Here is a 24661-nt window from a genome sequence, read left to right on the forward strand (position 1 = left end):
GCCCGCGTCCGTTTCATCAAGCGAGACCCTCCATGAAAGCATCGGACCTGTTCGTCAAATCGCTGGAAGCCGAAGGTGTCGAGTACGTGTTCGGCATCCCCGGTGAAGAAAATCTCGATCTGCTCGAATCGCTGCGCCGCTCGAAAATTCGTCTGATTCTTACGCGTCACGAGCAGGCGGCCGGTTTCATGGCCGCCACATATGGACGCCTCACCGGACGCACCGGTGTGTGTCTGGCCACCCTCGGACCGGGCGCGACCAACTTCGTGACCGCTGCCGCATACGCGCAGTTAGGCGGCATGCCAATGCTGATGGTGACCGGGCAAAAGCCGATCAAATCCAGCAAGCAGGGGCATTTTCAGATCGTCGACGTGGTGCGGATGATGGAGCCGCTCACCAAGTACACGCGGCAGATCGTGTCGATCGCCAACATTCCGGCCGCGGTGCGCGAAGCGGTCCGTCAGGCAGAAGAAGAGCGGCCGGGCGCCACACACCTTGAATTGCCTGAAGACGTCGCGCACGAAGAAGGCGACGGCCATCCGATTCCGAAGAGCTTCAGCCGCCGCCCCGTTGCCGAAGAAAAGGCCGTGGCGCGCGCGGTCGAAGCGATCACGAAGGCGAAACATCCCTTGCTGATGATCGGCGCGGGCGGCAACCGCAAGACCACCACCAAGATGTTGCGTGAATTCGTCGACCAGATCGGCATTCCGTTCTTTACGACGCAGATGGGCAAGGGTGTAATCGACGAATCGCACCCGATGTGGCTAGGCAACGCCACCTTGTCCGACGGTGACTTCGTGCACCGTGCGATCGACCACGCGGATTGCATCATCAATGTCGGCCACGACGTGATCGAGAAGCCGCCGTTTTTCATGCGCAGCGGCGACGCCGGCGAGAAGACGGTGATTCACGTCAATTTTCTCGGCGCGGAAGTCGACACGGTGTATTTCCCGCAGATCGAGGTGGTCGGCGATATCGCCAACGCGGTGTGGCAGCTCAAGGAAAGCCTCAAGGAGCGTCAGGAACACTGGGATTTCACGCGTTTCAAGGAGATCAAGCAGCACTTCGAGGAGCATCTGGTCAAAGGCCAGCACGACGACCGTTTCCCGATGTACCCGGTGCGGATCGTCAACGACGTCTACGAGACCACGCCGGTGGACGGCATCGTGTGTCTGGACAACGGCATGTACAAGATCTGGTTCGCGCGCTACTACCGCGCACACGAACCGAATTCGCTGCTGCTCGATAACGCGTTGGCGTCGATGGGCGCCGGCCTGCCGTCGGCGATCGCGACCAAGATCGTGCATCCGGACCGCAAGGTCATGGCGGTGTGCGGCGATGGTGGCTTCATGATGAATTCGCAGGAACTGGAAACGGCGGTGCGTCTGAAGCTCGATCTGGTGGTCCTGATTTTGCGCGACGACGCGTTCGGCATGATCCGCTGGAAGCAGGAAAACATGAACTTCCCGGACTACGGCATGACGCTGCGCAACCCGGATTTCGTCGCGTATGCAGAGAGTTACGGCGCGAAGGGGCATCGCATTGAATCGGCCGCGGAATTCGCGCCGCTGCTGCGCGAATGTTTTACGACGCCGGGCGTGCATGTGATCGATCTGCCGATCGACTACTCGGACAACGAACGTGTGCTGAATCGCGAGATCAAGCGGCTAAGCGCCCAACTATGAATGGTGCGGCCATGCTCGGCAACGGGGCCTGGCCCTTGGCCGGCTCTATGGCTGATGTCAGGCATTGGATCAAGGAGAACGCGTCATGTTGAACAAAACTTACCCGTACTACCTCGCCAACGTTGCGGTGGCCGCCAACACGGACCTCGAAGTCACGGATAAATTCAGCGGCGAAGTGGCGACCCGTGTGGCGATGGCGGACGCGGCGGCGATCGACAAAGCGATCGGCTATGCCGTCGACGCGATGCCGGCAATGCGCGCGTTCCCGCCATTCAAGCGCCAGGCCGTGCTCGAACATTGCGTGAAGCGGTTTCGCGAGCGTTACGACGAATTGGCGCTTGCGCTGTGTATCGAAGCCGGCAAGCCGATCAACGACTCGAAAGGCGAGGTCACGCGTCTGATCGACACGTTCAAGGTGGCGGCCGAAGAGTCGGTGCGCATCGACGGCGAGATCATCAATCTGGAGATTTCGCCGCGGGCGAAGGGCTATCACGGCTATGTGAAGCGTGTGCCGATCGGTCCGTGCTCGTTTATCTCGCCGTTCAATTTTCCGCTGAACCTGACCGCGCACAAGGTCGCGCCGGCGATCGCCGCAGGCGTGCCGTTCGTGTTGAAACCGGCGAGCCGCACGCCGGTCGGCGCGCTGATCATGGGCGAGATTCTGGCTGAAACCGACCTGCCGAAAGGTGCATTCTCGATTCTTCCCGCGCATCGCGACGGCGCCGATCTGTTCACCACCGATGAGCGTTTCAAGCTGCTGTCCTTCACCGGCTCGCCCGCGGTGGGCTGGGAACTGAAGAAAAAGGCCGGCAAGAAGAAGGTGATTCTGGAGCTGGGCGGCAACGCGGCGGCGATCGTCGACGGCGATCAGGGCGGCAAGCTCGACTACGTGGTCGACCGGCTGGCGTTCGGCGCGTTCTATCAGTCCGGGCAGAGTTGCATCGGCGTGCAGCGGATTCTGGTGCACGCGAAGATCTACGACGCCCTGCGCGAGAAGCTGATCGCGAAGACGAAGTCGCTGATCATGGGCGATCCGAAGGACGAAAAGACCTTTGTCGGGCCGATGATCTCCGAATCGGAGTCCAACCGTCTCGCCGGCTGGATGGAAAGCGCGGTGCAGGCGGGCGCGAAAATCGTCGCCGGCGGCAAGGTGGATGGCGCGATGTTCGAGGCCACGCTGCTCGAAGGCGTGAAGCGCGACACCGACCTCTATCGCAAGGAAGCCTTCGGCCCGGTGGCGATTCTGGAGCGTTTCGACGATTTCGACGCGGCGCTCGCTACTGTCAACGACAGCGACTTCGGCCTGCAAGCCGGCGTGTTCACTGATTCGCTCGCCCATGCGCATCGCGCGTGGGATCTGCTCGACGTGGGCGGCGTGGTGATCAACGACGTGCCGTCGTTCCGGGTCGACAACATGCCGTATGGCGGCGTGAAAGATTCAGGGCTCGGGCGCGAAGGCGTGCGCTACGCGATCGAGGATATGACCGAGATGCGCCTGATGGTGATGCGCGAGACGTGGTGACGGGGTGGTGCGGCGGGTCGGGTTGAGCCGGACTGTCATGCATCTGTCGCATGCGCGCACTACGCTGCCTGCGAAGCGTTCCGACCCTCGCAGGTCGCTTTCGGGGCCGGCACGGGCGGTCCGGCGAGCGGCTCGCCGCCCGGCTTTCGCCGTCGTAAGCAGAAAGCCGGCAGATGCGCCATGAGTGTTTTTGCTGAAGTGCTACAATACCGGCCTTTCCGGCGGGTGTTTCCGCCGGCCGGAGCCGGCCGCATTTTTCCCGTAATACTGACGGGTCCCGTGCGGAACGCCGTGGCTCCGCCTTCATCCTGATGCCCTCTGCGGTTCCGACCGCTGCCGCGCGCACCGCGCCAAGCGCATTTTTAGCGAAAGCCACCATGTCCGACACAGCCGTCACGCCCAGTACTGCGACTTTTGATCAATTCGGTCTCGCGCCCGACATCCTGAAAGCCGTCAAAGAATCGGGCTACACCATCCCTACGCCGATCCAGGAGCAGGCGATTCCCGTCGTGCTGGCCGGCCGGGACATGATGGGCGCCGCGCAAACCGGCACCGGCAAGACCGCGAGCTTCTCGCTGCCGATCATCCAGCGCTTGCTGCCGCAGGCCAGCACGAGTGCATCGCCCGCCCGCCATCCGGTGCGCGCGCTGATCCTCACGCCGACCCGCGAACTGGCCGACCAGGTGGCGGCGAACGTGCAGGCGTACGCGAAGCACACGGCGCTGCGCAGCGCCGTGGTGTTCGGCGGTGTCGATATGAATCCACAGTCCGAGCAACTGCGCCGCGGCGTCGAGATTCTGATCGCCACGCCAGGCCGTCTGCTCGATCACGTGCAACAGAAAACCGCCAATCTCGGCCAGGTGCAGATCCTCGTGCTCGACGAAGCCGACCGGATGCTCGACATGGGCTTCCTGCCGGATTTGCAGCGCATCCTGAACCTGCTGCCGAAGGAACGTCAGACGCTGCTGTTTTCGGCTACGTTCTCGGGCGAAATCAAGAAACTCGCCGCCACGTATCTGCGCGACCCGCAGACGATCGAAGTCGCGCGCAGCAATTCGACTGCAACCAATGTGACGCAGATCGTTTATGAAGTGGCCGAGGGCGACAAGACGGGCGCCGTCGTTAAGCTGATTCGCGACCGCGGCCTCAAGCAGGTCATCGTGTTCTGTAACAGCAAGATCGGCGCGAGCCGGCTGGCGCGGAGCCTGGAGCGCGACGGCGTGATCGCCACGGCGATTCACGGCGACCGGACCCAGAATGAGCGGATGCAGGCTCTGGATGCGTTCAAGCGTGGCGAGATCGAGGCTTTGGTGGCGACGGACGTCGCTGCGCGCGGTTTGGACATTGCCGAGCTGCCCGCCGTGATCAACTTCGATCTGCCGTTCAATGCGGAAGACTATGTACACCGGATTGGCCGTACCGGGCGTGCTGGGGCGTCCGGCGATGCGTTGTCGCTGTGCAGCCCGAATGAGCGCAAGCAGCTTGCCGATATCGAGAAGCTGATCAAGCGGCCTTTGGAAGTGCAACACCTGACCGTCGATACGCCGGTGCGGCACCACCATGAAGAGCGTCCGCCGCGGCGCGAGCGCGTGGATGGCCGTGCAGAGGGCCGTGACGAGCGGGGCGGTCGCCGGCGTTCGGGGGCTTCGTCCTCGGGATCGTTCGATCGGCCGCATCATCATCGTGCGCAGCCTGTGGATGATTTTTTCCTCAAGCCTTATGAGCCTTCGGCGGCTTCGGTGAGGAAGGTTGAGGAGGCGGCTGCCTCGTCTGCTGCGGCTCCGCAGAAGTCGACTTCCAAGCAGCCGTTGGCTGCGTTGCTCGGTGGGTTTGGGATGCCGAGGAAGTCGCCGTCGTCGACCTGATTGCTGACTCTTTGCTTGGGTTTGTTGTTTTTAGCGTTTCTCTTCTGAGCGGTTCACCGGCGCTGCCTCTGTTCGGGGCGGCCGCTACGGCCCGCCGCCATCACATCACAGTTGCACGCCCGTGCGCTGCGCCCATGCTGCCGTCGCGGCAGCATAAAAGCCCTCTAGCGTTGTATACCCGGTCCCGTCTAGTTCAAGACCCAGATGACGCGCAGCTGCGCTCAGCGTTTCAAGCGGTTTGTCATTGTCCAATGCCGTTGCGCCGTTTTGCTTGCTGAGCTTTTCGCCCTGATCGTTCGTGACCACCGGTACGTGCAGATACTCGGGGGTCGGCACGCCGAGGCAACGCTGCAGGTAGATCTGTCGCGCTGTTGAATCCATCAAGTCCGCGCCGCGCACGATGTGAGTAATCCCCGCGTCAGCATCGTCGACCACCACCGCCAGCTGGTATGCCCACTGATCGTCAGCGCGTCTCAGCACGAAGTCGCCGACCTCGGTGGCCAGGTTCTGCGTCTGCTTGCCCTGCCAGCGGTCCTCGAATGTGATCACCGCCGCGTCGCCGTCGGGCACGCGCAGGCGCCATGCGCGCGCTGGTTTGCCATGCAGGCCGCTGCGGCAGGTACCGGGGTAGGCAAGCGTGGTGTTGCGCGCGTGGACATGCAGCAGCGAGTCGGCAATCTCTTTGCGCGTGCAGCCGCATGGATAGACTAGGCCGACGGCCTTCAATTGCGCCAGCGCTTCCTGATAGCGGGCAATACGGTCGCTTTGCCAGACGGGTGGCTCGTCTGCGTGCATGCCGAAATGCTCGAGGGTCGACAGAATCTCCTCGGCCGCGCCTGGGACGGTGCGAGGCCCGTCGATGTCTTCGATCCGCAGCAGCCACGCACCGCCATGCGCGCGTGCGTCCAGCCAGCTTGCGAGCGCGCTCACCAGTGAGCCGAAATGCAAGGGCCCGGTAGGCGACGGCGCGAAGCGTCCACGATAGGTCATGGGTTCGATGGGTGTGCTGATGCGCAAAGACGAAGAGCAACTGAAGGACCCATGCCGCTCAGCCATGAATCCGTATGGGGGCGGCGGGCCGCAACGTGAAGACGCCCGCCCGCTGCAATCGCCCGCATCACGCGGCGTGCGCCGCCTTGCCGTCCGGATGGCATTCCGGACACGTCTTGCCCGCCACGTACATCGGCGATTTTTGCGCTTCGGGTGGCACCACCGCGCGGCAGCCGAAGCATTGCACGGTTGCAGTGGGCTCCAGTTGCGGATTCAGCGCGGTACGGTAGTCGAATACGAAGCAGTCGCCGTGATAGTGCGCGCCGCCGACTTCCTCGAAATACTTCAGGATGCCGCCTTCGAGCTGGTACACGTTCTCGATGCCGACTTCCTTCATGTGGATCGCCGCCTTCTCGCAGCGGATCCCGCCTGTGCAGAACGACACGACCGTCTTGCCTTCCAGATCGGCGCGGTTTTGTTCGATCACTTCCGGAAACTCGCTGAATTTCGTAATGCGGTAGTCGAGCGCGTCATCGAACGTGCCGACGTCCACTTCGAATGCATTGCGTGTGTCCAGCATCACGACGGGGCGGCCTTCGTCGTCATGGCCGCGGTCGAGCCAGCTTTTCAGCGTGGGGGCGTCGACAAACGGCGCGCGGCCAAGCTCCGGCCGGATGGCCGGCTTTTTCATCGTGATGATCTCGCGCTTGAGCTTGACCAGCATGCGGGTGAACGGCTGCTTGTCCGACAGGCTTTCCTTGAACTGCAGATTGACGAATTTGCCATCAAACAGCGCGTCGTGACGGATGTAGTCGATGAACGCGTCTGTGGCTTCGCGCGTGCCGGCGACGAACAGGTTGATGCCTTCCGGCGCCAGCAGGATGGTGCCGCGCAAGCCGAGCGTATTACAGCGCTCCGTAACGAACGGGCGCCATGCGGCGGTGTCTTCGATGGTCGCGAAATGATACGCGGCGAGATTGACGATACTCATGTGTGTCCAGCGGTAAGAAGTGGCGGCGCGGAAAACGGGGCGCATTGAAACGCCCGCATTCAAACTCCATGCGGCGCGGCCACGTCGAAAAGGGCGAAACCCGTATTATCCCTCAAGCTGGCGCTTTGGCCGACTCGGCCGAATGGCCAACCCTTTGCGGCAGCGCAAATCGCCTGCACAACGCCGGTGTACGGCGCGCTCGCGTTTCTGTCCTAAGCTGAACGGCTAACGCGCGGTTTTGGCCTGAAAACTCCGGAAGGGTGGAGTTACAATGTCGCCCATGTCAGATCCCCGCTTCGTTCATCTTCGCGTCCACTCCGAATTCTCGATTGCCGACGGCATCGTGCGTCTTGACGACATCGTCAAGGCCGCCGCCAAAGACGGTCAGGGTGCGCTCGCCCTCACCGACCTCGGCAACGCGTTCGGTCTCGTCCGTTTCTACAAGGAAGCCCGCGGCAAAGGGGTCAAACCCATTGCCGGCTGCGATGTCTGGATCACCAATCCTGACGACCGCGAAAAGCCTTCCCGTTTGCTGCTGCTGGTCAAGAATCGGCGCGGCTATCTGAATCTGTGCGAGCTGCTCAGCAAGGCATCGCTCACCAACCAGTATCGCGGCCGCGCGGAAATCGAAGCCGGTTGGCTCGAATCCGGCCTGGGCGAAGGCCTGCTCGCGTTGTCGGGCGCGCAACAGGGCGACGTCGCCCTCGCGCTCGCGGCCGGGAACGAAGAAGCGGCCAAACGCAACGCATTGCATTGGGCGAAGGTTTTCCCCGGTGGCTTCTATATCGAACTGCAACGCTGCGGTCAGCCGGGCGGCGAGCAATACGTGCAGCAGGCGGTTGCGCTCGCGGCGTCGCTGAAATTGCCGGTGGTGGCTACGCACCCCATGCAGTTCATGACGCCGGACGACTTCACCGCGCACGAAGCGCGCGTGTGTATTTCGGAAGGCGACATCCTGGCGAATCCGCGCCGCTCTAAGCGCTTTACGTCCGAGCAGTATTTCCGCACGCAGGAAGAAATGGCGGAGCTGTTCGCGGACTTGCCGTCGGCGCTCGCCAATAGTGTCGAAATCGCCAAGCGCTGCAACCTGACGCTTGAACTCGGCAAACCGAAGCTGCCGCTCTTTCCGACGCCCGACGGCATGTCGCTCGACGACTACCTCGTGCAATTGTCAAAAGAAGGCCTCGAAAAGCGTCTCGAACAGTTGTATCCGGATGCGGCCGAGCGCGAGGCGCAGCGCGAGACGTACTACCAGCGCCTCGAATTCGAGTGCGGCACGATCATCAAGATGGGCTTTCCTGGCTACTTCCTGATCGTTGCGGACTTTATCAACTGGGCCAAGAACAACGGCGTGCCGGTCGGTCCGGGCCGGGGCTCGGGTGCAGGTTCGCTGGTCGCGTATGCGCTCGGTGTGACCGACCTCGATCCTCTGCGCTACAACCTGCTGTTTGAACGTTTCCTGAATCCGGAACGCGTGTCGATGCCCGACTTCGACATCGACTTCTGCCAGCACGGCCGCGACCGTGTGATTCAGTACGTGAAAGAGAAGTACGGTGCGGACGCGGTGTCGCAGATCGCCACCTTCGGCACGATGGCGGCGAAAGCGGCGGTGCGCGACATCGGCCGCGTGCTCGATCTCGGCTATATGTTCACGGACGGCATCGCCAAGCTGATTCCGTTCAAGCCGGGCAAGCACGTCACCATCGCCGACGCGATGAAGGAAGAGCCGCTCTTGCAGGAGCGCTTCGATAACGAAGACGAAGTGCATCAGCTGCTCGAACTCGCGCAACGCGTGGAAGGTCTCACGCGTAACGTCGGCATGCACGCCGGCGGTGTGCTGATCGCGCCCGGCAAGTTGACCGATTTCTGCCCGCTCTATACGCAGGGCGATGAAAGCGGCGTCGTGAGCCAGTACGACAAGGATGACGTCGAAGCCGTCGGCCTCGTGAAGTTCGACTTTTTGGGCCTCACCACGCTGACCATTCTGGACTGGGCCGAGCGCTATATCCGCCGGCTCGATCCGTCGAAGAAAGACTGGTCGCTCGCGCAGGTCCCGCTCGACGACGCTGCGTCGTTCTCGATCCTGAAGAAGGCGAATACGGTCGCCGTGTTCCAGCTGGAAAGCCGCGGCATGCAAGGCATGCTGAAAGACGCGCAGCCTGACCGCTTCGAGGACATCATCGCGCTGGTCGCGTTGTACCGTCCGGGCCCAATGGACCTGATCCCGAGCTTCTGCGCGCGTAAGCACGGCCGCGAGGTGGTGGAGTATCCGGATCCGCGCGTTGAATCTGTTCTGAAAGAGACCTACGGCATCATGGTCTACCAGGAGCAGGTGATGCAGATGGCGCAGATCATCGGCGGCTACTCGCTCGGTGGCGCCGACTTGCTGCGTCGCGCGATGGGTAAGAAGAAGGCCGAGGAAATGGCCGAGCACCGCGAGCTGTTCCGCCAGGGCGCCGCGAAGAACGGGCTGGCCGGCGAGAAAGCGGACGAAATCTTCGACTTGATGGAGAAGTTCGCGGGCTACGGCTTCAACAAGTCGCACGCGGCGGCGTATGCGCTGCTTGCGTACTACACCGCATGGCTGAAGGCGCACCATCCGGCGGAATTTATGGCGGCGAATATGTCGCTCGCCATGGACGACACGGACAAGGTCAAGATCCTGTTCGAGGACTGCCTCACGAACAAGATGGCCGTGCTGCCGCCGGACGTCAATCTGTCGGCATACCGTTTTGAGCCGGTCGCGGAAGCGGACGGCAAGCGCTCGAAAACGATCCGCTACGGACTCGGCGCGATCAAGGGCAGCGGCCAGAACGCGATCGAAGAAATCATCCGCGCACGCGAAGAAGGTCCGTTTATCGACATCTTCGACTTCTGCAACCGGGTCGACCGCCGGATCGTCAACCGCCGCACGGTGGAAGCATTGATCCGCGCCGGGGCGTTCGACACGCTGCATGCGAATCGCGCACAGCTGATCGCCTCGGTCTCGCTGGCCATGGAAGCGGCCGAGCAGGCAAGCGCCAATGCGATGCAGGCGGGCCTGTTCGATATGGGCGATGCGCCGTCGCAAGGTCACGAACTGGTCGACGAGCCGGAATGGCCGGAAAAGAAGAAGTTGCAGGAAGAGAAGGCGGCGCTCGGCTTCTACCTGTCGGGCCATCTGTTCGATGCCTACAAAGATGAAGTGCGCCGTTTCGTGCGTCAGAAGATCGGCGAATTGAAGGAAGGGCGCGACAAGCTAGTCGCTGGCGTGATCGCGTCGCTGCGCACGCAGATGACCCAGCGCGGCAAGATGTTGATCGCGCTGCTCGACGACGGCACCGGTCAATGCGAAGTGACTGTCTTCAACGAGACCTTTGAAGCGCACAAACAGCTGTTCAAGGAAGACGAATTACTGGTGGTGCAGGGCCAGGCGCGTAACGACGCATTCACCGGCGGCATCCGTTTCACGGTCGACACGGTGATGGACCTCGGCCGCGCGCGTTGCCGTTACGCGGAAGCCGTAAAGGTGCAAATGAACGGCAATGCGGACGCGTTGGCGTTGCGGCGCGTGCTCGAAGCGCATAGCGCGGGTAAAGACGAGCCGCAAGCTGCGCCGGCGCCGGCGGCGTCATCGCGGGGTGGCAATGGCGGCGGCGGTGGCCGCAACGGCGGCGGTTATGGCGGCGGTGGCCAGCGTCAGGCTGTGCAGATTCCGAACGGCCTCGCCGTGCAGGTGGTCTATCGCAGCGAAAACGCGCAAGGCGAAATGCGTCTGGGCGACGCGTGGCGCGTGAAGCCGACTGACGAACTGCTCGCGGCATTGCGCGGCGAGTTTGCCGGAAGCTCGATCGAAATCGTTTATTGATGTCTGGTTGGGCCGCGCGGTTGCGTGGGCGTGGGCTAACCGTTGGCGAGCCGCAGCGCTAGCGCCGCGTCTGCTCCCCCATCCGCGCCAGCTTCAAAAACCGGTAGTACACCGTTTCGGCGTTGAACACCGCGATCATAAAACCCGCGCGGCCGTCGAGAAATCCACGCCGCAGCACATAGGTCCGCACGAACGCCCACGCTCCGCGCCCGAGCGCCTTGCCAAAACTGCCGCGCTGGCCGGCTGCGTGACGTTGCTGCGCACCCGCTGTCGAATACGCGTCGAGCTTGCGCAATACGCCTTCGAAGTCCTCGTAGGAGTAGTGCATCAACTTGCCGGTCAGGCGCTGCGACGGCGTGTCGAACACCAGGCGCTCGTGCACGAGGTCGCCGGAGAAACGCGCGGCGCCACGTTTGAACAGGCGCGGAATCCAGTCCGGATACCAGCCGCTGTGATGAATCCAGTGGCCGCAAAAGCTCGACAACCGGTCCACCGCGTAGACATCGGCGGTGGGCGCGGCCAGCGCCGCACGGATCGCCGCCGCCAGTTCCGGCGTGACGATTTCGTCGGCGTCGATCGAGAGAATCCAGCTGGTGGTCAGCGCGTCCACGGCGCGGTTTTTTTGCGGACCGAAGCCCGGCCAGTCGGTTTGCTCCAGCACGCGCGCACCGTGCGCCCGGGCGATCTCGGCGGTACCGTCGGTGCTGCCGCCGTCGATCACGACGATCTGATCGGCGAAGGCCACGGCCTGCAGGCATTCGGCCAGTCGCGCCGCCGCGTTTTTGGTGATGATGGCGACGCCGAGGGTGGTTTCTTGCATACCTGAATTGCGTGGAGGGTGCAGGGTGGCGAAATGGGTCGCGCAAGTATACACAGCGCGCGGTGGCCGTGGCCGGACACGGCCGCCGGCGGCTGGCGACCCGTGAATCCGGTCGAATCTGGCCAATTCACACTACCGGCCGTGCAATCCGCAACCGTTTACAATGCCGTATTTAATTTTACGTGCAGCGGGCATTCCGCCCGCCGCACGGATGCTGTCCCGCATTCCCAGAGGATTCCTTGAGCGCGAAGCCTACGTTAAGCAAACCCATCGGTTCAGGTGAGGCATCGTCGCCTGCCGTCGTCTTCCGGCGCTTGTGGCCATATATCAAGCCGCTGTTGTGGGTGGTGGTCGGCGCGATCGTCGCAATGGCGGTAAGCGCCGGTACCGACGCGGCAATCCCCGCCTTGCTCAAACCGCTGCTGGACAAGGGTTTCGGCGCGCATGCCAACGACAACGCCAAGTGGTTTGTACCGGCCGCGGTGATCGGCCTCGCGCTGATTCGCGGCGTGTCGCAATACGCATCGGGTTATCTGCTCGCCTACGTATCGAACAAAATCCTGCTCGATCTGCGCCTGAAGATGTTCGACCGCATGATCCACACGAGCGTGGCATTCTTCCAGCGCGAAACCGCGAGCACGGTGATCAATGCGATCGTCTTCGAGGTGAACCAGATTCTCAACGTGTTGTTGAGCGTGCTGGTGACCCTGGTGCGCGATTCGCTGACAGTCGTGTTCCTGCTCGGCTACCTGTTTTATCTGAACTGGCGTCTGACGCTGATCGTCGCGGTGTTGCTGCCGGGGATCGGCTGGCTGGTGGGCAAGATCAACCGCCGTTTGCGGCGCCTGAACCGCGAGCATCAACTGCTGACCAACGAACTGTCGTACATCGTCGAAGAGACGGTGGGCGGCTACAAGGTCGTCAAGGTGCACAACGGCGAGCAGTACGAGACGGACCGCTTCACGGCGATGAGCAAGCGTCTGCGCGGCTACGCCATGCGCATGACGGTCTCCGGCGGCCTCGCGCAACCATTGACGCAGTTCCTCGCGTCGATTGCGCTCGCGGTGGTGATTACGATTGCCGTGGTGCAGTCGTCGTCGGATCAGACTACTGTCGGCGGCTTTGTGGCGTTCGTTACGTCGATGCTGCTGATCATCTCGCCGCTCAAGCACCTGATGGACGTGAACCAGCCACTGCAGCGCGGCATGACGGCGTGCGAGCTGATTTTTGGCCTGATCGACGAGCCCTCCGAACCGGAAGGCGGCGGCAAGCCGCTTGACCGGGCCCGCGGCGAAGTGGAATTCCGCGACGTGTCGTTCACCTACGGCAGCAACGCCACGCATGGCCGCCACACGCTCGACCAGGTGTCGTTCAAGGTGGCGCCGGGCGAAATGGTGGCGCTCGCGGGCCCTTCGGGCAGCGGCAAGACCACGCTGGTGAATCTGCTGCCGCGCTTTTTCGATCCGACCGGCGGCGAGATTCTGGTCGACGGCGTCGCGCTGCCTGAATACGGCCTGCACGCGCTGCGCAGCCAGATCGCGATGGTGAGCCAGGACGTGGTGCTGTTCAACGATACGGTGGCGAACAACGTCGCTTATGGCCAGCCGGCCGATCCGGACAAGGTGAAGGCGGCGCTGCGCGCGGCGAACCTGTGGGACACCGTCGAGGCGATGCCCAGCGGCATCGATACGCTGGTCGGCGACAACGGCATGATGCTCTCGGGCGGTCAACGCCAGCGTCTGGCGATCGCGCGCGCGATCTACAAGGACGCGCCGATCCTGATTCTCGACGAAGCCACTTCGGCGCTGGATTCGGAATCCGAACGCCACGTACAGGCGGCGCTGGAAACCTTGATGAAGGGCCGGACCACGCTCGTGATCGCGCACCGTTTGTCGACCATCGAACGCGCTGACCGGATTCTGGTGATGGATGCCGGGCGTATTGTCGAGCGCGGCAGCCATCGCGAACTGCTGGCGCAAGGCGGGCTGTACGCGCATTTGCATCGCATCCAGTTCCAGCAGGACGCAGCGTAAATCCTGACGAGTGCGCTGGCGTCGCAGACACCTGCGTCTGCGGCGCCACTCGCCGCCTAAGCGGAGTAAGCCCGATTGGCTACCGTGGCCAACTGTGTTTCGATGGCGCTCATGACGTCGGCCGGCGCGATCTCATCCACGTCGCCGCTGCTCTGAATACCGATCGAGTGGCATTGTTCGGTCAGGCGCAGATAGGGCGGTTCGCGGTCGGAAAACAGCGAGACGCTCGGCGTCGGCGTGGAGTGCGCGATGTGCATCAAGCCGCCGTCCGCCCCCACAAAGAGGCTAGCCTGCGCGATCATTTCGCGCGACTGCAGCAACGTCAGCTTGCCGACGTATGACGTGATCTTTAGCGTGCCGAATGCTCGGTTCAACAATTCATCCGCTATTGCGACCCCGTTGTCCGAGCCAAGCAGAACTATCTGCTTCGGCATGTTCCGGTCGTCCGAGCAATCGATGAGTTCGAACAGCGCTCCCCATTGCCGGTAAGTGCGGTTCGCATCGATCCCGCCGACCGCAAACGCCAGAAACCGGTTGCCCGGCAGGAGTGGGAGAACCGAATCGTGGGTGCGCGCCTTCGCCGCCAGATACGGTTTGCTCATCGAAACGATTTCGCCGTCGCTGTAGCCGAGCGAGAAGACGTGGTTGATCGCGGCATGGCTGAAGGTGGTCTGATTGCGGTCCGGACCATAGAAGTACTGGAATAGGCACGCGTACGGCAGCTTGTTGAAATGTTTCGTCTTCAGCTTGATCGACGGCAGGTTGTACTCCGACATCAGGATCGCATCGTACTGGCGATTGGAAAGATCCGGTAAGTTGGAAAAGACGTTCTTGAAGACATCGTCCTCCCCGAACAGCTTGTGCAGGTTCGGCAATGTGAAAAGGTCGATTTCGAATTCGCTGCCCTTCAGCAGCGCCCGCCCGGACATGTCCATCGTCGCGTCGCCAAAATTGCGCTTGCCGGTGTAAATCCACAGCAAGCGCTTGACCCCGGCGGCGTTTCTGAGTTGCAGGCGCGTCTGCCCGTGCCATTTGAGCAGCAGATGCTTGTGTAAGTACTTTTTGACGATATTCGCCCGTGAAGTCTTCTGCAGGAACACGTCGGGCTCGTGCGCCACGCCCGCATACGGGATGTGGGTGGAGCGGCTGACGGCCGTGTCCACGAGTCTTTTCACGGCGGCGGGTGCGCTGCGATAGAGCGCGCGCATTAATCGTTTCATTGCTCGAATGCTGGGGAAAATTCGGGGTCTCTCTGCCGGTGGGACGTTGCGGTGCGGTGCACCAAGGCCGGCCACTCGCCGCGGCGGAGCGTGTGGCCCGTATGGTACAGCACACTCTTGCACGCTCTCGGGCAAGAGTGCCTTACGGACGGCAACGCCTCGAAGCCAGCGTGATTGCCCACGGCAGGGGCGCCGGTGCTTAATAATCGGATAGGAGCGGGAACCCGGTACAATGGCGAGGCCAAAATGTCCGGTTGCGCGCGCCAGTTGTCGCAACGGCCGGCTAAATTCATCAGACATGTCGACGCCCGCAAAAAAATCTTCCCTGAGTGTCAACTCACGAAATCTGTTGCCAGCGTTCTTCCTGCTCACATATCCGTCGGCCACCCTGCTGATACACGGTGCCGGCAGTGCATTGTCGATCGCGGCCGCAGTCATTTCGCTTGCTTTGCTGGCCTCGCCGAAATCCTGGACCGGCCTGCCGCCGCTCCAGTGGGACCGTGTCGATATCGCGCTGTGCGTCGCCATGGCGTGTCCGTTTTTTGCCGTGCTGCTCGGCGGCGTGTCGCACGGCACGGTGGTGGCCAGTACACTCGATTCGCCTTCCCGTTTCTTTGCCGCCGCGCCGCTGTTCCTGGTGTTGCGCCGCTGTTTGCCGCACTTGCTCGCGTGGAGCGATTTGTCGTTTGCGCTCGCCGGTTTGATGTCGCTCGGCATCCTGTTGATCGCGCCACGTGACTGGGGCTTCGGGCGGCTCAGCAGCACTTTTCTGAACCCGATTCACTTCGGCGATATCGCGTTGGTAATGGGCGTGCTGTCCATCCTGTCGCTGAACTGGTGGCGCAAGGACCGGCTGGCTGTGCGCATCGTCAAGGTGGCAGGCCTCTTTGCGGGATTGTCCGCGTCGCTGATCACCGGCTCGCGTGGCGGGTGGGTGGCGATCCCGGTGGTCGCCGCGATGATTCTTTACTTGCGCAGTCGCGGCAAGTCACGCAAGTGGAACGTGCTGTTGCCGCTTGCGATCGTCGCGATTCTGGTCGGCGTGTACGTGTTTTCGCCGACCGCCCGCGACCGCGTCGGGGATCTTTCGTCGGATCTGGTGCAATACACACATGGCAACAAGGACACGTCGCTCGGTATCCGTCTGCAGCTGTACGAGGCGGCGGCGCGCATCGTAGCGAGCCATCCGCTGCTCGGTCTCGGCGGTGACGGCTTTCGCAACAGCATGCAGTCATTTGCCAATTCGGGGCTGCTCACACCTGTCGCTGCGGAGTTGGGCAGAGGTGAAGCGCATAACCAGATGCTTGCTTACATGACCGACTACGGCGTCATCGGCGGTCTTGCTGTGCTGGCCGTCTACGTCGTGCCGGGCGCGCTGTTCTGGCGGCGGCTCGCCGCGCCGGCCGGCCCGGCGAGCCGGGCCGCGCTGATGGGACTGACGTTTATCGTGGCTTTCTGGATTTTCGGTCTGACGGTCGAAACCTTCGATCTGAAGATGACCGTATCTTTCTACGCCATGGTCATCGCGATCCTTGCGGCTGCCTCCGCGTATGCGGACAGGAATGGCGTCAGCGTCGCCCATTCCGGCCGGCAGGCGGACCGTGCCGCCGCCAGCGCGCCGCGCACTCCCATTCAATGAGAATCGTCATCACCTCATGTTCAGCATCCTGATCCCAAGCTGGAACAACCTGCCGTACCTGAAGCTGTGTATCGACAGTATCCGCCGTCATTCGGCGTTCGATCACGAAATCATCGTGCATGTGAACGATGGCAGCGACGGCACGCTTGAATGGGTCCGCTCGGAAGGCATCCTGCACACATGGAGCACGGGTAACATCGGCGTCTGTCTCGCATTGAACGATGTGGCGCGACTCGCCACGCGCGACTGGATCCTGTTCCTCAATGACGATATGTTTTGCACGCCGGGCTGGGACCGCGCCTTCGAAGCGAGCTTGCGCGGGCTTGGCCATTCGTGCGCGTATCTGTCCGCGGCACTGATCGAGCCGACCGGCAGTGCGAATGTGAGCACGGCCGACTTCGGCACGGGCCCCGAGAATTTCGACGAAGCAGGTCTACTCGCGTACAGCGCCGGAATGAGGGCGACCGACCTCGACGGCGTCGCTTTGCAGCCGATGCTGATCAGCCGCCAGTTGTGGCATGCGGTGGGCGGTTACAGCATCGAGTTCGGCCCGGGCATGAGCAGCGACAACGACTTCCTGATGAAGCTGTGGCTCGTCGGCTGCCGTGTGTTTCGCTCGGTCGGCGCGAGCCGCATCTATCACTTTGGCTGCAAATCGACCGGCCGGATTCGCCGTAACCGTGGTGGCCGCGAGTTCCTGATGAAGTGGGGTATTTCGCAGCGTGATTTCGATCGCGAGTATATTCGGCGGACAGCTTCCGCCGCGCCCGGCTCACTACCCAACGTGCCGCGCGCACCGTTCAAAAGCCGCGTGAAGCGCGTGCTGTATGCACTCGGCCGTTACCCGTTCGAGGACCTGGAAGGCTGGGAGCCGGATCTTCCCTCGAAGCTGACGTTCATGACGTCGTTCGCCAAGCAGCCGGACGACAAGGCCGACGGGCATTAATCCTGTCGCACGGGCAATATCGCCGCGGCGCGCGCTGTTCAAGTCGCGCGCATTAGACTCCGCCCGTCACCAGCGGCAGCACCGTCAAATCCGGGTGTGTGCCGTCGACAATGCTGCGACCCACATGCACCCCTTCGTAGAGCGCATCTTCCACGCTGGCGAAGCTCTCTTCGCCATCCGGATGGAACGCCACCGCGTGCCCGGGGATGGCCGGGTCGGCGCCCGGGTGGCACACGTAACCGACATACGTGCAGCGGTGATCCGGCGCGGCCGACGGCTTCGTTTCGTCGGGCGGGTTTTTCGGAAAGGGCGCCACGTGAATTTCGAAACCCTCGTATTCCACCATCTGCCAAGGTGCGGTTTCATCGGCCATGGCCGCCTCCGTCTTTGTCGTGCGCTTCCCAAAAAGTCTAGATGATTTGAACGCAAAGTGCGCCTCAAGACTGATGAGGCTAAACCACTATGGTTTGCACACATCGCGTTGTTCGCGCTGTTATAGCGTGTTGATAGTCGATCTGTCGCTTAATAGATTTTCCGGTTTTACTTGAAAATCCTCGTTGCAGTGGCGCTGTATCGGCGCCGAGCGTACGGGTACGCGCCCGACCGCGCCATCTTCGCCGCGTCATATAGAATGACGCGCTTTGCCCATACAAGACCCCCGCCAATGTGGTTCAAAAACCTTCAGTTGCACCGTCTTCCCGCTCCGTGGTCCGTCACCCCTGAACAAATGGAGAAATGGCTCGCGCCGCACGCATTTGCGCCTGGCAACAGCGTCGAGATGCAAAGCCATGGCTGGGCGTCGCCACGCGACAACGACTCGCTGGTGTATTCGCTCAATGGCCAGATGCTGCTGACGTTTCGCGCCGAAAAGAAACTGCTGCCGGCTTCGGTCGTCACGCAAGTAACCAAGGCACGTGCGCTCGAACTCGAAGAGCAGCAAGGCTTCAAACCTGGCCGCAAGCAGATGCGCGAACTCAAGGAGCAGGTGACCGACGAATTGCTGCCGCGCGCCTTCAGCATCCGCCGCGATACGCGCGTGTGGATCGATACCAAAAACGGCTGGCTCGTGATCGACGCGGGCTCGCAAGCGGTCGCCGACGAAGTGCGCGGCCTGCTGGTGAAGTCGATCGATCAACTGCCGCTTGGCACCGTGCGTGTCACGCAATCGCCGGTTGCGGCGATGACCGAATGGCTGCTTTCCGGTGAAGGTCCCGCGGGCTTCACGCTCGACCAGGACACCGAATTGCGCTCGCCGACGGAAGGCAACGCGACGGTACGCTACGTCGGACATACTTTGGATGCCGAAGATATGCGCCGTCATATCGAAGCCGGCAAGCAATGCATGCGTCTCGCGATGACGTGGAACGATCGCGTGTCGTTCGTGCTGACGCCTTCGTTGATCATTAAGCGCATCGCGCCGCTCGACGTCCTCAAGGAAGCGAGCGACCCCACCGCGCAGAACGACGACGAGCGCTTCGATTCCGACGTCACGCTGATGACGGCCGAACTCGACCGCATGCTGTGCGATCTGCTCGACGCGTTGGGTGGCGAGCAGGGCGTGGAAATGCCGCAAGCCGCGGCTGCCTGAATGACGTTTGCCTGAGTGGCATTCGCCTGAGCTGCGTTTATCCGCTGCAGGCCGGCGCGTCGAGAATGCTGCGCGCCGGCGCTTATTAAGCCAGATTATGGCTATCTGAATCCGACTTAATAAAATTTACCCTTCATGTCCCGGCCGTCACACTGCTTGTGCTGACGGTGCAAGCCGTCAGGAACCTTCCGAACCACTGACGCGCGCCACGCTTTCCATCATGCGGGTCGCGTCATCCTGACCAGGACTCGACATGAAAATCGCCCACTTGATGATCGCCCTCGGCTTTGCCTGCGCCGTCTCCATCACATCCGCTGCCATGGCTGCCAATGCGACGTATCCATCCACGCCGCTGCCCGCGTACGCGCAGGACGAATTGCAGAAGGTGATCGACGACGCAACGGGGCCGTTGCCCGCTGCACATTTATCGACTGCGCCACAAAGCGCGGCAACCCCGCAAAGCTCTACCGCGTTGCCGAACGGTCTCTATGCCACCCCGCGCGTCACGCCGCACGATGATGAACCGCATGCGGCCGCGAGTGCGAGCAAGCGCGACGCACGTCCGTCGAAGGCGCATCGGCATGAGCGTCACAAGTACGTCTGAGGATCTTGCCGCGATCGTGTGGTGTCGATGCGCGATGCATTCGCGAAGCGGCGCTGCGTGAATGCGCCACCACGCGCAGACTACCGCTACACCGGACCCGTCCCCGCCAGCGCCGTGAATATGGTTAAGATTGCGATCATCAAGGCATCGATCACGGAGAGCTCGCGATGGTTCGACTGGTTATGATCCTGCTGGGTGTCGATTACCTGCGCACGCGCTGGCGCTCGTTGCAGTTGATCGGCTGGGTGAGCCTCGTGCTCGGCGTGGTGGTGTTCATCGACGCACTCGATAGCGCGCTCTATTTCCCGATTACGCCGTTTGCGTTGTTGCTGCTGCTCGAAGGGCTCGCCACGCTGACCGTCGCCTGGACCGGCATGGGAGGCCAACGCACGCTGCGCTATGTGAAGGGCATTGCATTCTGCTTTGCAGCGACGCTGATTCTCGCCGGCCATCATCACGGCAACTTCGTTCTGTCGATGATCTTCGGCACGCTCTTTCTCGCCGACGGTCTGCTGCAGATCGTCTCGGCGAAGGTCGTTCGTTATCGCACCTGGCGGCTCGCGATGATCGGCGGCGGCGTTGAAATCGCGCTGGCGGTTTTCTTCTATCAACCTTATCCGACGCACTATGTGGGCACCGTGCCGTACTGTCTCGGCCTCGGTCTGATATTCGGCGGTTGGAACATGATTTTGCTGAGTACACGCGTGCGGCGTCTCGCGTCGAATCCCGCGGTGGCGTCGGATGATGCAAGCGCGGATGCAGCCAACTCTGCGGCGAGTACGGTCGCGCCCGGCCGTTTGAGCGCGGTCGAATGGGACGGCCCGCCCAGCGCCGATGAAGACGCGTTGACGGTGCACGTGTGGACGCCGGTCGGCTCGGCCAAGGGCGAGGCGCGGCGGCAGTTGATCGTTGATCGCTATATCGCGGCGGTGGATCGTAACGGCGTGATATCGACCGGGCACGCCGCGCTCGAATCGCCTGAAGGCATCTACATCAGCTTGTATCCGGGCGTCGAAATCGATCGTTCGCCCGACGATTTTGCGCGGTTGCTGCGCGCGACGCGCGAGAACGATGTGCCCGGTGTATTTCAGCCCGATTACCCGACCGAATCGAAAGCGTGGTGTCCGTCCACGGTTCAGGTGCGCATACGCAATTACGATCCTGCGCGCCTGCGCCGCTTCTGGGACACCTATCGTCAGGACACGACCTACAACCTGACGCACCGCAATTGCTCGAGCAGCGTATCGCGCGCACTGGAAGCGGCGATCGAGGGCGCGTCGGCGCGCGTGTGGGGCAACCTCGGCGGCTGGCGGCCGTTTCTGCGGGTGATGACGACGCCGGAGTTGTGGGTGGCCGCGCAACTGCGCAAACGCGCCGCAACGATGGCGTGGACACCGGGCCTCACGCTCGACTATGCCCGCGCGCTCAGCATGTTGGCCGACCCGCGTCCGTCGGGCTGGGTGAAGATGGCGCGGCTCGCCGTGCGCAGAATGGTGCGTTCGCGGCAGGAATGGCGCGAGGAAGAACGCAGTGCGCCGGCTGCACAGGAAGCAGGGGCCGGGCATGCCACGGGCGCGGTACGTGATTGACGCGCTTGGCGCCGATGTGCGGCGTGGGAGATTTGACGGCGAGATGCGGTCTCAGCGGCGATTGAGCCGCAACTCAGCCACAACCATCGCACGACACGGCTAGGCCTAGTCTGCCCAACTTCGACGTGGCGGTAAAAACAGCAGGCGTATCAATAGCTTGCCGATTTTGCCGGATAGTTATACACAGATTTGCGAACAGAAACTGGGGATAACTTTGAGGTCGCCGTTCGGACGGCTAGCCCGTGAGGTTTAGCCCGTTTTTCGCGGGTCTGATTTTTTAGATCGCAGTTTGTACCGCGATTAGTCTCTTAGCGCTTTCTTGCGCTACCTATCTCCCCTACGGGCGTGCGCTACGCGCCCTGCCTCTTCACTTCCGGTCGCCCCGAGTTTGGGTGTCGGCGATTAATCACTTCATTTTGACGTACGAATATCCCGCGTCTGACGTTCTGGTTTTTCTCTGCGACGCGTTGATGACTGACGGCCTCTTGCGCAACTCCCTACGAATTGTGTAGGGGGCTTGAAGGCGACGTTTGTGCAGGGATAAGGGAGGCACAGTTTTAGGAATTGTCGGATAGCGAGGGGTGGAATCCTCCTTATAGGGTGCTTGGGTGTCAACCAAGTAAAACCAATAAGGATGACTATGAAAAACAAAAGAGCTACCGAGAATCTAGCAGGGACGGCCACACGCCTGTTTGCTGCATTCGTGCTGTTCATGGCTGCGTTTGGCGCCAACGCGGCTGATTACATGCAATGCATGCAGACCTATCAGAAATCGCTCGGGGTTCCTGGAGCTCCGACCTGTCCTATCCAGGTCGCAGGAACGTCACCAATGTCTACAGGCGACGACGATCCGTATAACTCAATAAATTACTACAACTGTCCAAATGCTTCGGATTGGATAAGGGACTATTGCGGCGGCGTACCGGTTCCACCCCAGTCCGACGACTCCTGCCCGGTGGCGGACCCGGTGTTGCCGGCGAAGGGCATTGTCATGCTTTCCGAGGCTGACTTTGCGAGCGGCGACACGCTCCCCCTCGTCTTTAAACGCACGTATCTCTCGACACCCTACGACACCACGCAGTCAGTAATGGGCCGCAACTGGGTCAACAACTGGCAACGTAGGCTCGATCTGCTTGGGGCCAACGCGAGCGTGCCGCACATTGTTGCTTATCGGGGTGACCAGCAAGCTCTGATGTTCAAATGGATTGGCGGAGCGTGGGTCGTGCCAGGAAATCGCTGGCTCAAGCTGACGAAAGTTGGCGACGGATACTTCTACCTGAAGGACGAACTGCTTGGTACGACAGAAGCCTACTCGGATACCACCGGCAAGTTCTATTCAGAAACGACCCGTACGGGTGTGATCCGCAAGGTCATGTATGACGGCAAGCAGCGGTTGTCGGTGATCGCCCAGTGGCCAGCAGATAACGTAATAGCTGGAACCGCGACGTCAATCCGTGTGGCGTACGACAGTAACGACCGTATCGTTACCCTGGTAGATCCGTTGGGAATGCCTACGGAATATGCTTACGACGGAAAGGGCAATCTTGCTTCGGTAACTGCGCCATATGGGCACGTCCGTCAGTATCTGTACGAGGACGCCCGCTTTCCAAACGCATTGACCGGTGTAAAGGACGAATCCGGTTCGCGGGTTGCAACGTGGACCTACGATTCCAACGGACGTGCAAGCTCGGTCAGTCATCCCGACACGACGCGTAACGTGTCGCTCAGCTACGGTCCCGGCTTTACGACGCTCAGCGACATGGCTGGCAGGAGCACGTACACCTTTGATGTTCTGGATACGCGGCGCCCTCGTTCAATTGCTACACCGGGCGGCACGGTATCGCGCACGTGGGATGCAGCGGGGAATTTGAAGCAGAGACAGACCCCGGATGGAAATACCCAGTACACGTGGGACAGCGCCAACCGGCCAACGAAGGCGGTTGCGACAGTTGCGGGGAAGAAGACAGTAACGACGATTGAGTACAACGATGACAGCTCACTGCGTCCGCATCTGGTCGCTACACCGGGCAAAGTCCGTGCGTTCGTCTATGACTCGCGAGGCAACGTCACGGGCTATGCGGAGCGCGCAACTACTGACCTGACGGGCGAACAGGGACTGCAAGCGGTCGGGACGGGTAATCAGATGACAGTCGGCGCACGCTACGACGATGCGGGCCGCCTTCTGTCAGCCACTGTCATCCAGGACGGCCTGAAGCTTGAGGACTGGACTTATACCTACGACGTCAAGGGCAACATAGCGACGACAAAGGACACCGTGTCGGGGTGGACGATGCGAACGCTTGAGCGTAATGCTGCTAACCGCGCAACTCAGATAGCGGGTAACAGCGGTCAGGCGAGCATTGCTTACGATGAGCGTGGTCGCGTAAAGTCTTTTCAGTATAGCGAACCGGCAAGTCTGGCAAATGGCGGACTCGCCCGCGTACTGGCGGTCGACTATCAGTACGGTGCGAACGGCGCTGTGTCGTCACATTCGGCGAAGGTCTCGACCAACGGCGCTTGGTGGAAGCCGATCAGCGACGCTGAGCTAGGTGTATGGCTGACCAACTGGGAGTTGGGCAATGACCCGGTTGCGCCGCCGCCTATGCTCACAGGAGTCAAGTCTGATTCTGGAGCCTTCGTTCCGGATATCTGCGTTGAATGTTATGTGGCGTGGAAAGCCAAGTTGACGGTGACGCTGTATGGTGGTGAGCTGAGTGATTCACTGCCGAATTGGGGCGAGACAACGGAACTGATGCTGAGCGATCAGTCGCAAGTTCCTTATCCTGCTCTTGTGCCGGATTTGACCGGCGCTGCGAAGAGGTCAATGCTTTATAGCGCTCTTTTTGGAGCCGGAAGCGGTGGTGATGGAATGGTAAGGTGCGGCGGCAGGGAAGCTCGCGAAAGTGCATGTTATGCGAAATACGAGAACGACAGGGATGCGTGCGCTGCGTTAGCCGGGCCAAGGGGCAAGCGAAACTGGCGGCTGTGTCTAGAGAACGCGTTTGACAGATATCAACAATGCAGGGGCTATTGATGGCTAAGCATCCGCCGTATTCCGTGGTTCTGACCTACACCGAAGATCCTCAGCAGTTGATCATGCAAGCTGTAGATTCAGTCAGACTGGCTCCGCTCTTGGGCGGAATTATGGAAGTGCCGTTTTTTGTGGACGATCAGGAGTTCAAGTTTGACGACGAATTGGCGCGACAGCTTGGAGTTGCAATGCTTAACGTGATTGCATTGGGCAGACCCGACCTCAAACAATACCTGACCGTCACGCAGCATCCAATAGACAGGCCGTCAAAAGAGTAATTGGTTAGATGCT

17 protein-coding genes are annotated in these 24661 nt (G+C 61.5%); 12 read left to right on the forward strand and 5 right to left on the reverse strand.

From position 1 onward, the window contains the following. The first annotated feature begins 32 nt into the window (after positions 1-32). The 3 genes from BM438_RS25035 to BM438_RS25045 all read left to right on the forward strand — a co-directional run bounded on the left by BM438_RS25035 (position 33) and on the right by BM438_RS25045 (position 5072). The gene (locus BM438_RS25035) at positions 33-1685 is read left to right on the forward strand and encodes an acetolactate synthase large subunit (protein ID WP_093639430.1); all 1653 of its coding nucleotides are present in this window, start codon (positions 33-35) and stop codon (positions 1683-1685) included. An 85-nt stretch (positions 1686-1770) separates the two neighbouring features. Continuing rightward, complete coding sequence (locus BM438_RS25040; protein WP_093639434.1) at positions 1771-3207, forward strand: aldehyde dehydrogenase family protein; 1437 nt, start codon at positions 1771-1773, stop codon at positions 3205-3207. A gap of 377 nt (positions 3208-3584) precedes the next feature. Further along, on the forward strand, positions 3585-5072 hold the full coding sequence (locus BM438_RS25045; RefSeq protein WP_093639437.1) for a DEAD/DEAH box helicase: 1488 nt from the start codon (positions 3585-3587) through the stop codon (positions 5070-5072). A gap of 105 nt (positions 5073-5177) precedes the next feature. Here the strand turns inward: BM438_RS25045 and gluQRS are convergent, their stop codons facing one another. Both gluQRS and BM438_RS25055 read right to left on the reverse strand, forming a co-directional pair. After that, a complete protein-coding gene (gene gluQRS, locus BM438_RS25050; protein WP_093639440.1) occupies positions 5178-6062 on the reverse strand; it encodes a tRNA glutamyl-Q(34) synthetase GluQRS in 885 nt (294 codons plus the stop codon). Positions 6063-6189: 127 nt separating this feature from the next. After that, positions 6190-7053, reverse strand: a complete 864-nt coding sequence (locus BM438_RS25055) for a sulfurtransferase (RefSeq protein ID WP_093639443.1) — start codon at positions 7051-7053, stop codon at positions 6190-6192. A 271-nt stretch (positions 7054-7324) separates the two neighbouring features. On the opposite strand from BM438_RS25055, the gene dnaE reads away from it, so the two are divergent. Next, a complete protein-coding gene (gene dnaE, locus BM438_RS25060; protein WP_093639447.1) occupies positions 7325-10900 on the forward strand; it encodes a DNA polymerase III subunit alpha in 3576 nt (1191 codons plus the stop codon). Positions 10901-10958: 58 nt separating this feature from the next. Here the strand turns inward: dnaE and BM438_RS25065 are convergent, their stop codons facing one another. Beyond that, entirely contained in the window at positions 10959-11720 is a 762-nt protein-coding gene (locus BM438_RS25065) for a glycosyltransferase family 2 protein (protein ID WP_093639450.1), read from the reverse strand. 239 nt (positions 11721-11959) lie between these two features. Between BM438_RS25065 and msbA the strand changes: the two genes are divergently transcribed. Beyond that, entirely contained in the window at positions 11960-13753 is a 1794-nt protein-coding gene (gene msbA, locus BM438_RS25070; protein WP_093639453.1) for a lipid A export permease/ATP-binding protein MsbA, read from the forward strand. A 56-nt stretch (positions 13754-13809) separates the two neighbouring features. Here the strand turns inward: msbA and BM438_RS25075 are convergent, their stop codons facing one another. Next, the gene (locus BM438_RS25075) at positions 13810-15345 is read right to left on the reverse strand and encodes a glycosyltransferase family 9 protein (protein WP_211706056.1); all 1536 of its coding nucleotides are present in this window, start codon (positions 15343-15345) and stop codon (positions 13810-13812) included. Here BM438_RS25075 and BM438_RS25080 point away from each other — a divergent pair. Further along, positions 15323-16612 carry an O-antigen ligase family protein gene (locus BM438_RS25080; RefSeq protein WP_234487654.1) on the forward strand — a complete coding sequence of 430 codons (1290 nt, stop codon included), beginning with the start codon at positions 15323-15325 and terminating at the stop codon, positions 16610-16612. The genes BM438_RS25075 and BM438_RS25080 overlap by 23 nt on opposite strands. Before the next feature lie 16 nt (positions 16613-16628). After that, on the forward strand, positions 16629-17558 hold the full coding sequence (locus BM438_RS25085) for a glycosyltransferase family 2 protein (protein WP_093639459.1): 930 nt from the start codon (positions 16629-16631) through the stop codon (positions 17556-17558). 52 nt (positions 17559-17610) lie between these two features. Here the strand turns inward: BM438_RS25085 and BM438_RS25090 are convergent, their stop codons facing one another. Next, positions 17611-17931: a hypothetical protein gene (locus tag BM438_RS25090; RefSeq protein WP_093639462.1), complete on the reverse strand. Its 321-nt coding sequence runs from the start codon at positions 17929-17931 to the stop codon at positions 17611-17613. A 291-nt stretch (positions 17932-18222) separates the two neighbouring features. Between BM438_RS25090 and BM438_RS25095 the strand changes: the two genes are divergently transcribed. From BM438_RS25095 to BM438_RS25115, 5 genes are all read left to right on the forward strand, one after another. Then, complete coding sequence (locus BM438_RS25095) at positions 18223-19146, forward strand: recombination-associated protein RdgC (protein ID WP_093639465.1); 924 nt, start codon at positions 18223-18225, stop codon at positions 19144-19146. A gap of 253 nt (positions 19147-19399) precedes the next feature. Further along, positions 19400-19750 carry a hypothetical protein gene (locus BM438_RS25100; RefSeq protein WP_093639468.1) on the forward strand — a complete coding sequence of 117 codons (351 nt, stop codon included), beginning with the start codon at positions 19400-19402 and terminating at the stop codon, positions 19748-19750. Between the two features lie 167 nt (positions 19751-19917). Beyond that, positions 19918-21339, forward strand: coding sequence for an HdeD family acid-resistance protein (locus tag BM438_RS25105; RefSeq protein ID WP_093639471.1), 1422 nt, complete (start codon positions 19918-19920; stop codon positions 21337-21339). Positions 21340-21979: 640 nt separating this feature from the next. After that, positions 21980-24373 carry a DUF6531 domain-containing protein gene (locus BM438_RS25110; RefSeq protein ID WP_093639474.1) on the forward strand — a complete coding sequence of 798 codons (2394 nt, stop codon included), beginning with the start codon at positions 21980-21982 and terminating at the stop codon, positions 24371-24373. Further along, on the forward strand, positions 24373-24648 hold the full coding sequence (locus tag BM438_RS25115; RefSeq protein WP_093639722.1) for a hypothetical protein: 276 nt from the start codon (positions 24373-24375) through the stop codon (positions 24646-24648). Before BM438_RS25110 ends, BM438_RS25115 begins: the two co-directional genes overlap by 1 nt. Positions 24649-24661 lie beyond the last annotated feature (13 nt).

The sequence above is a fragment of the Paraburkholderia aspalathi genome, from assembly GCF_900116445.1.
GTDB classification, from domain to species: domain Bacteria; phylum Pseudomonadota; class Gammaproteobacteria; order Burkholderiales; family Burkholderiaceae; genus Paraburkholderia; species Paraburkholderia aspalathi.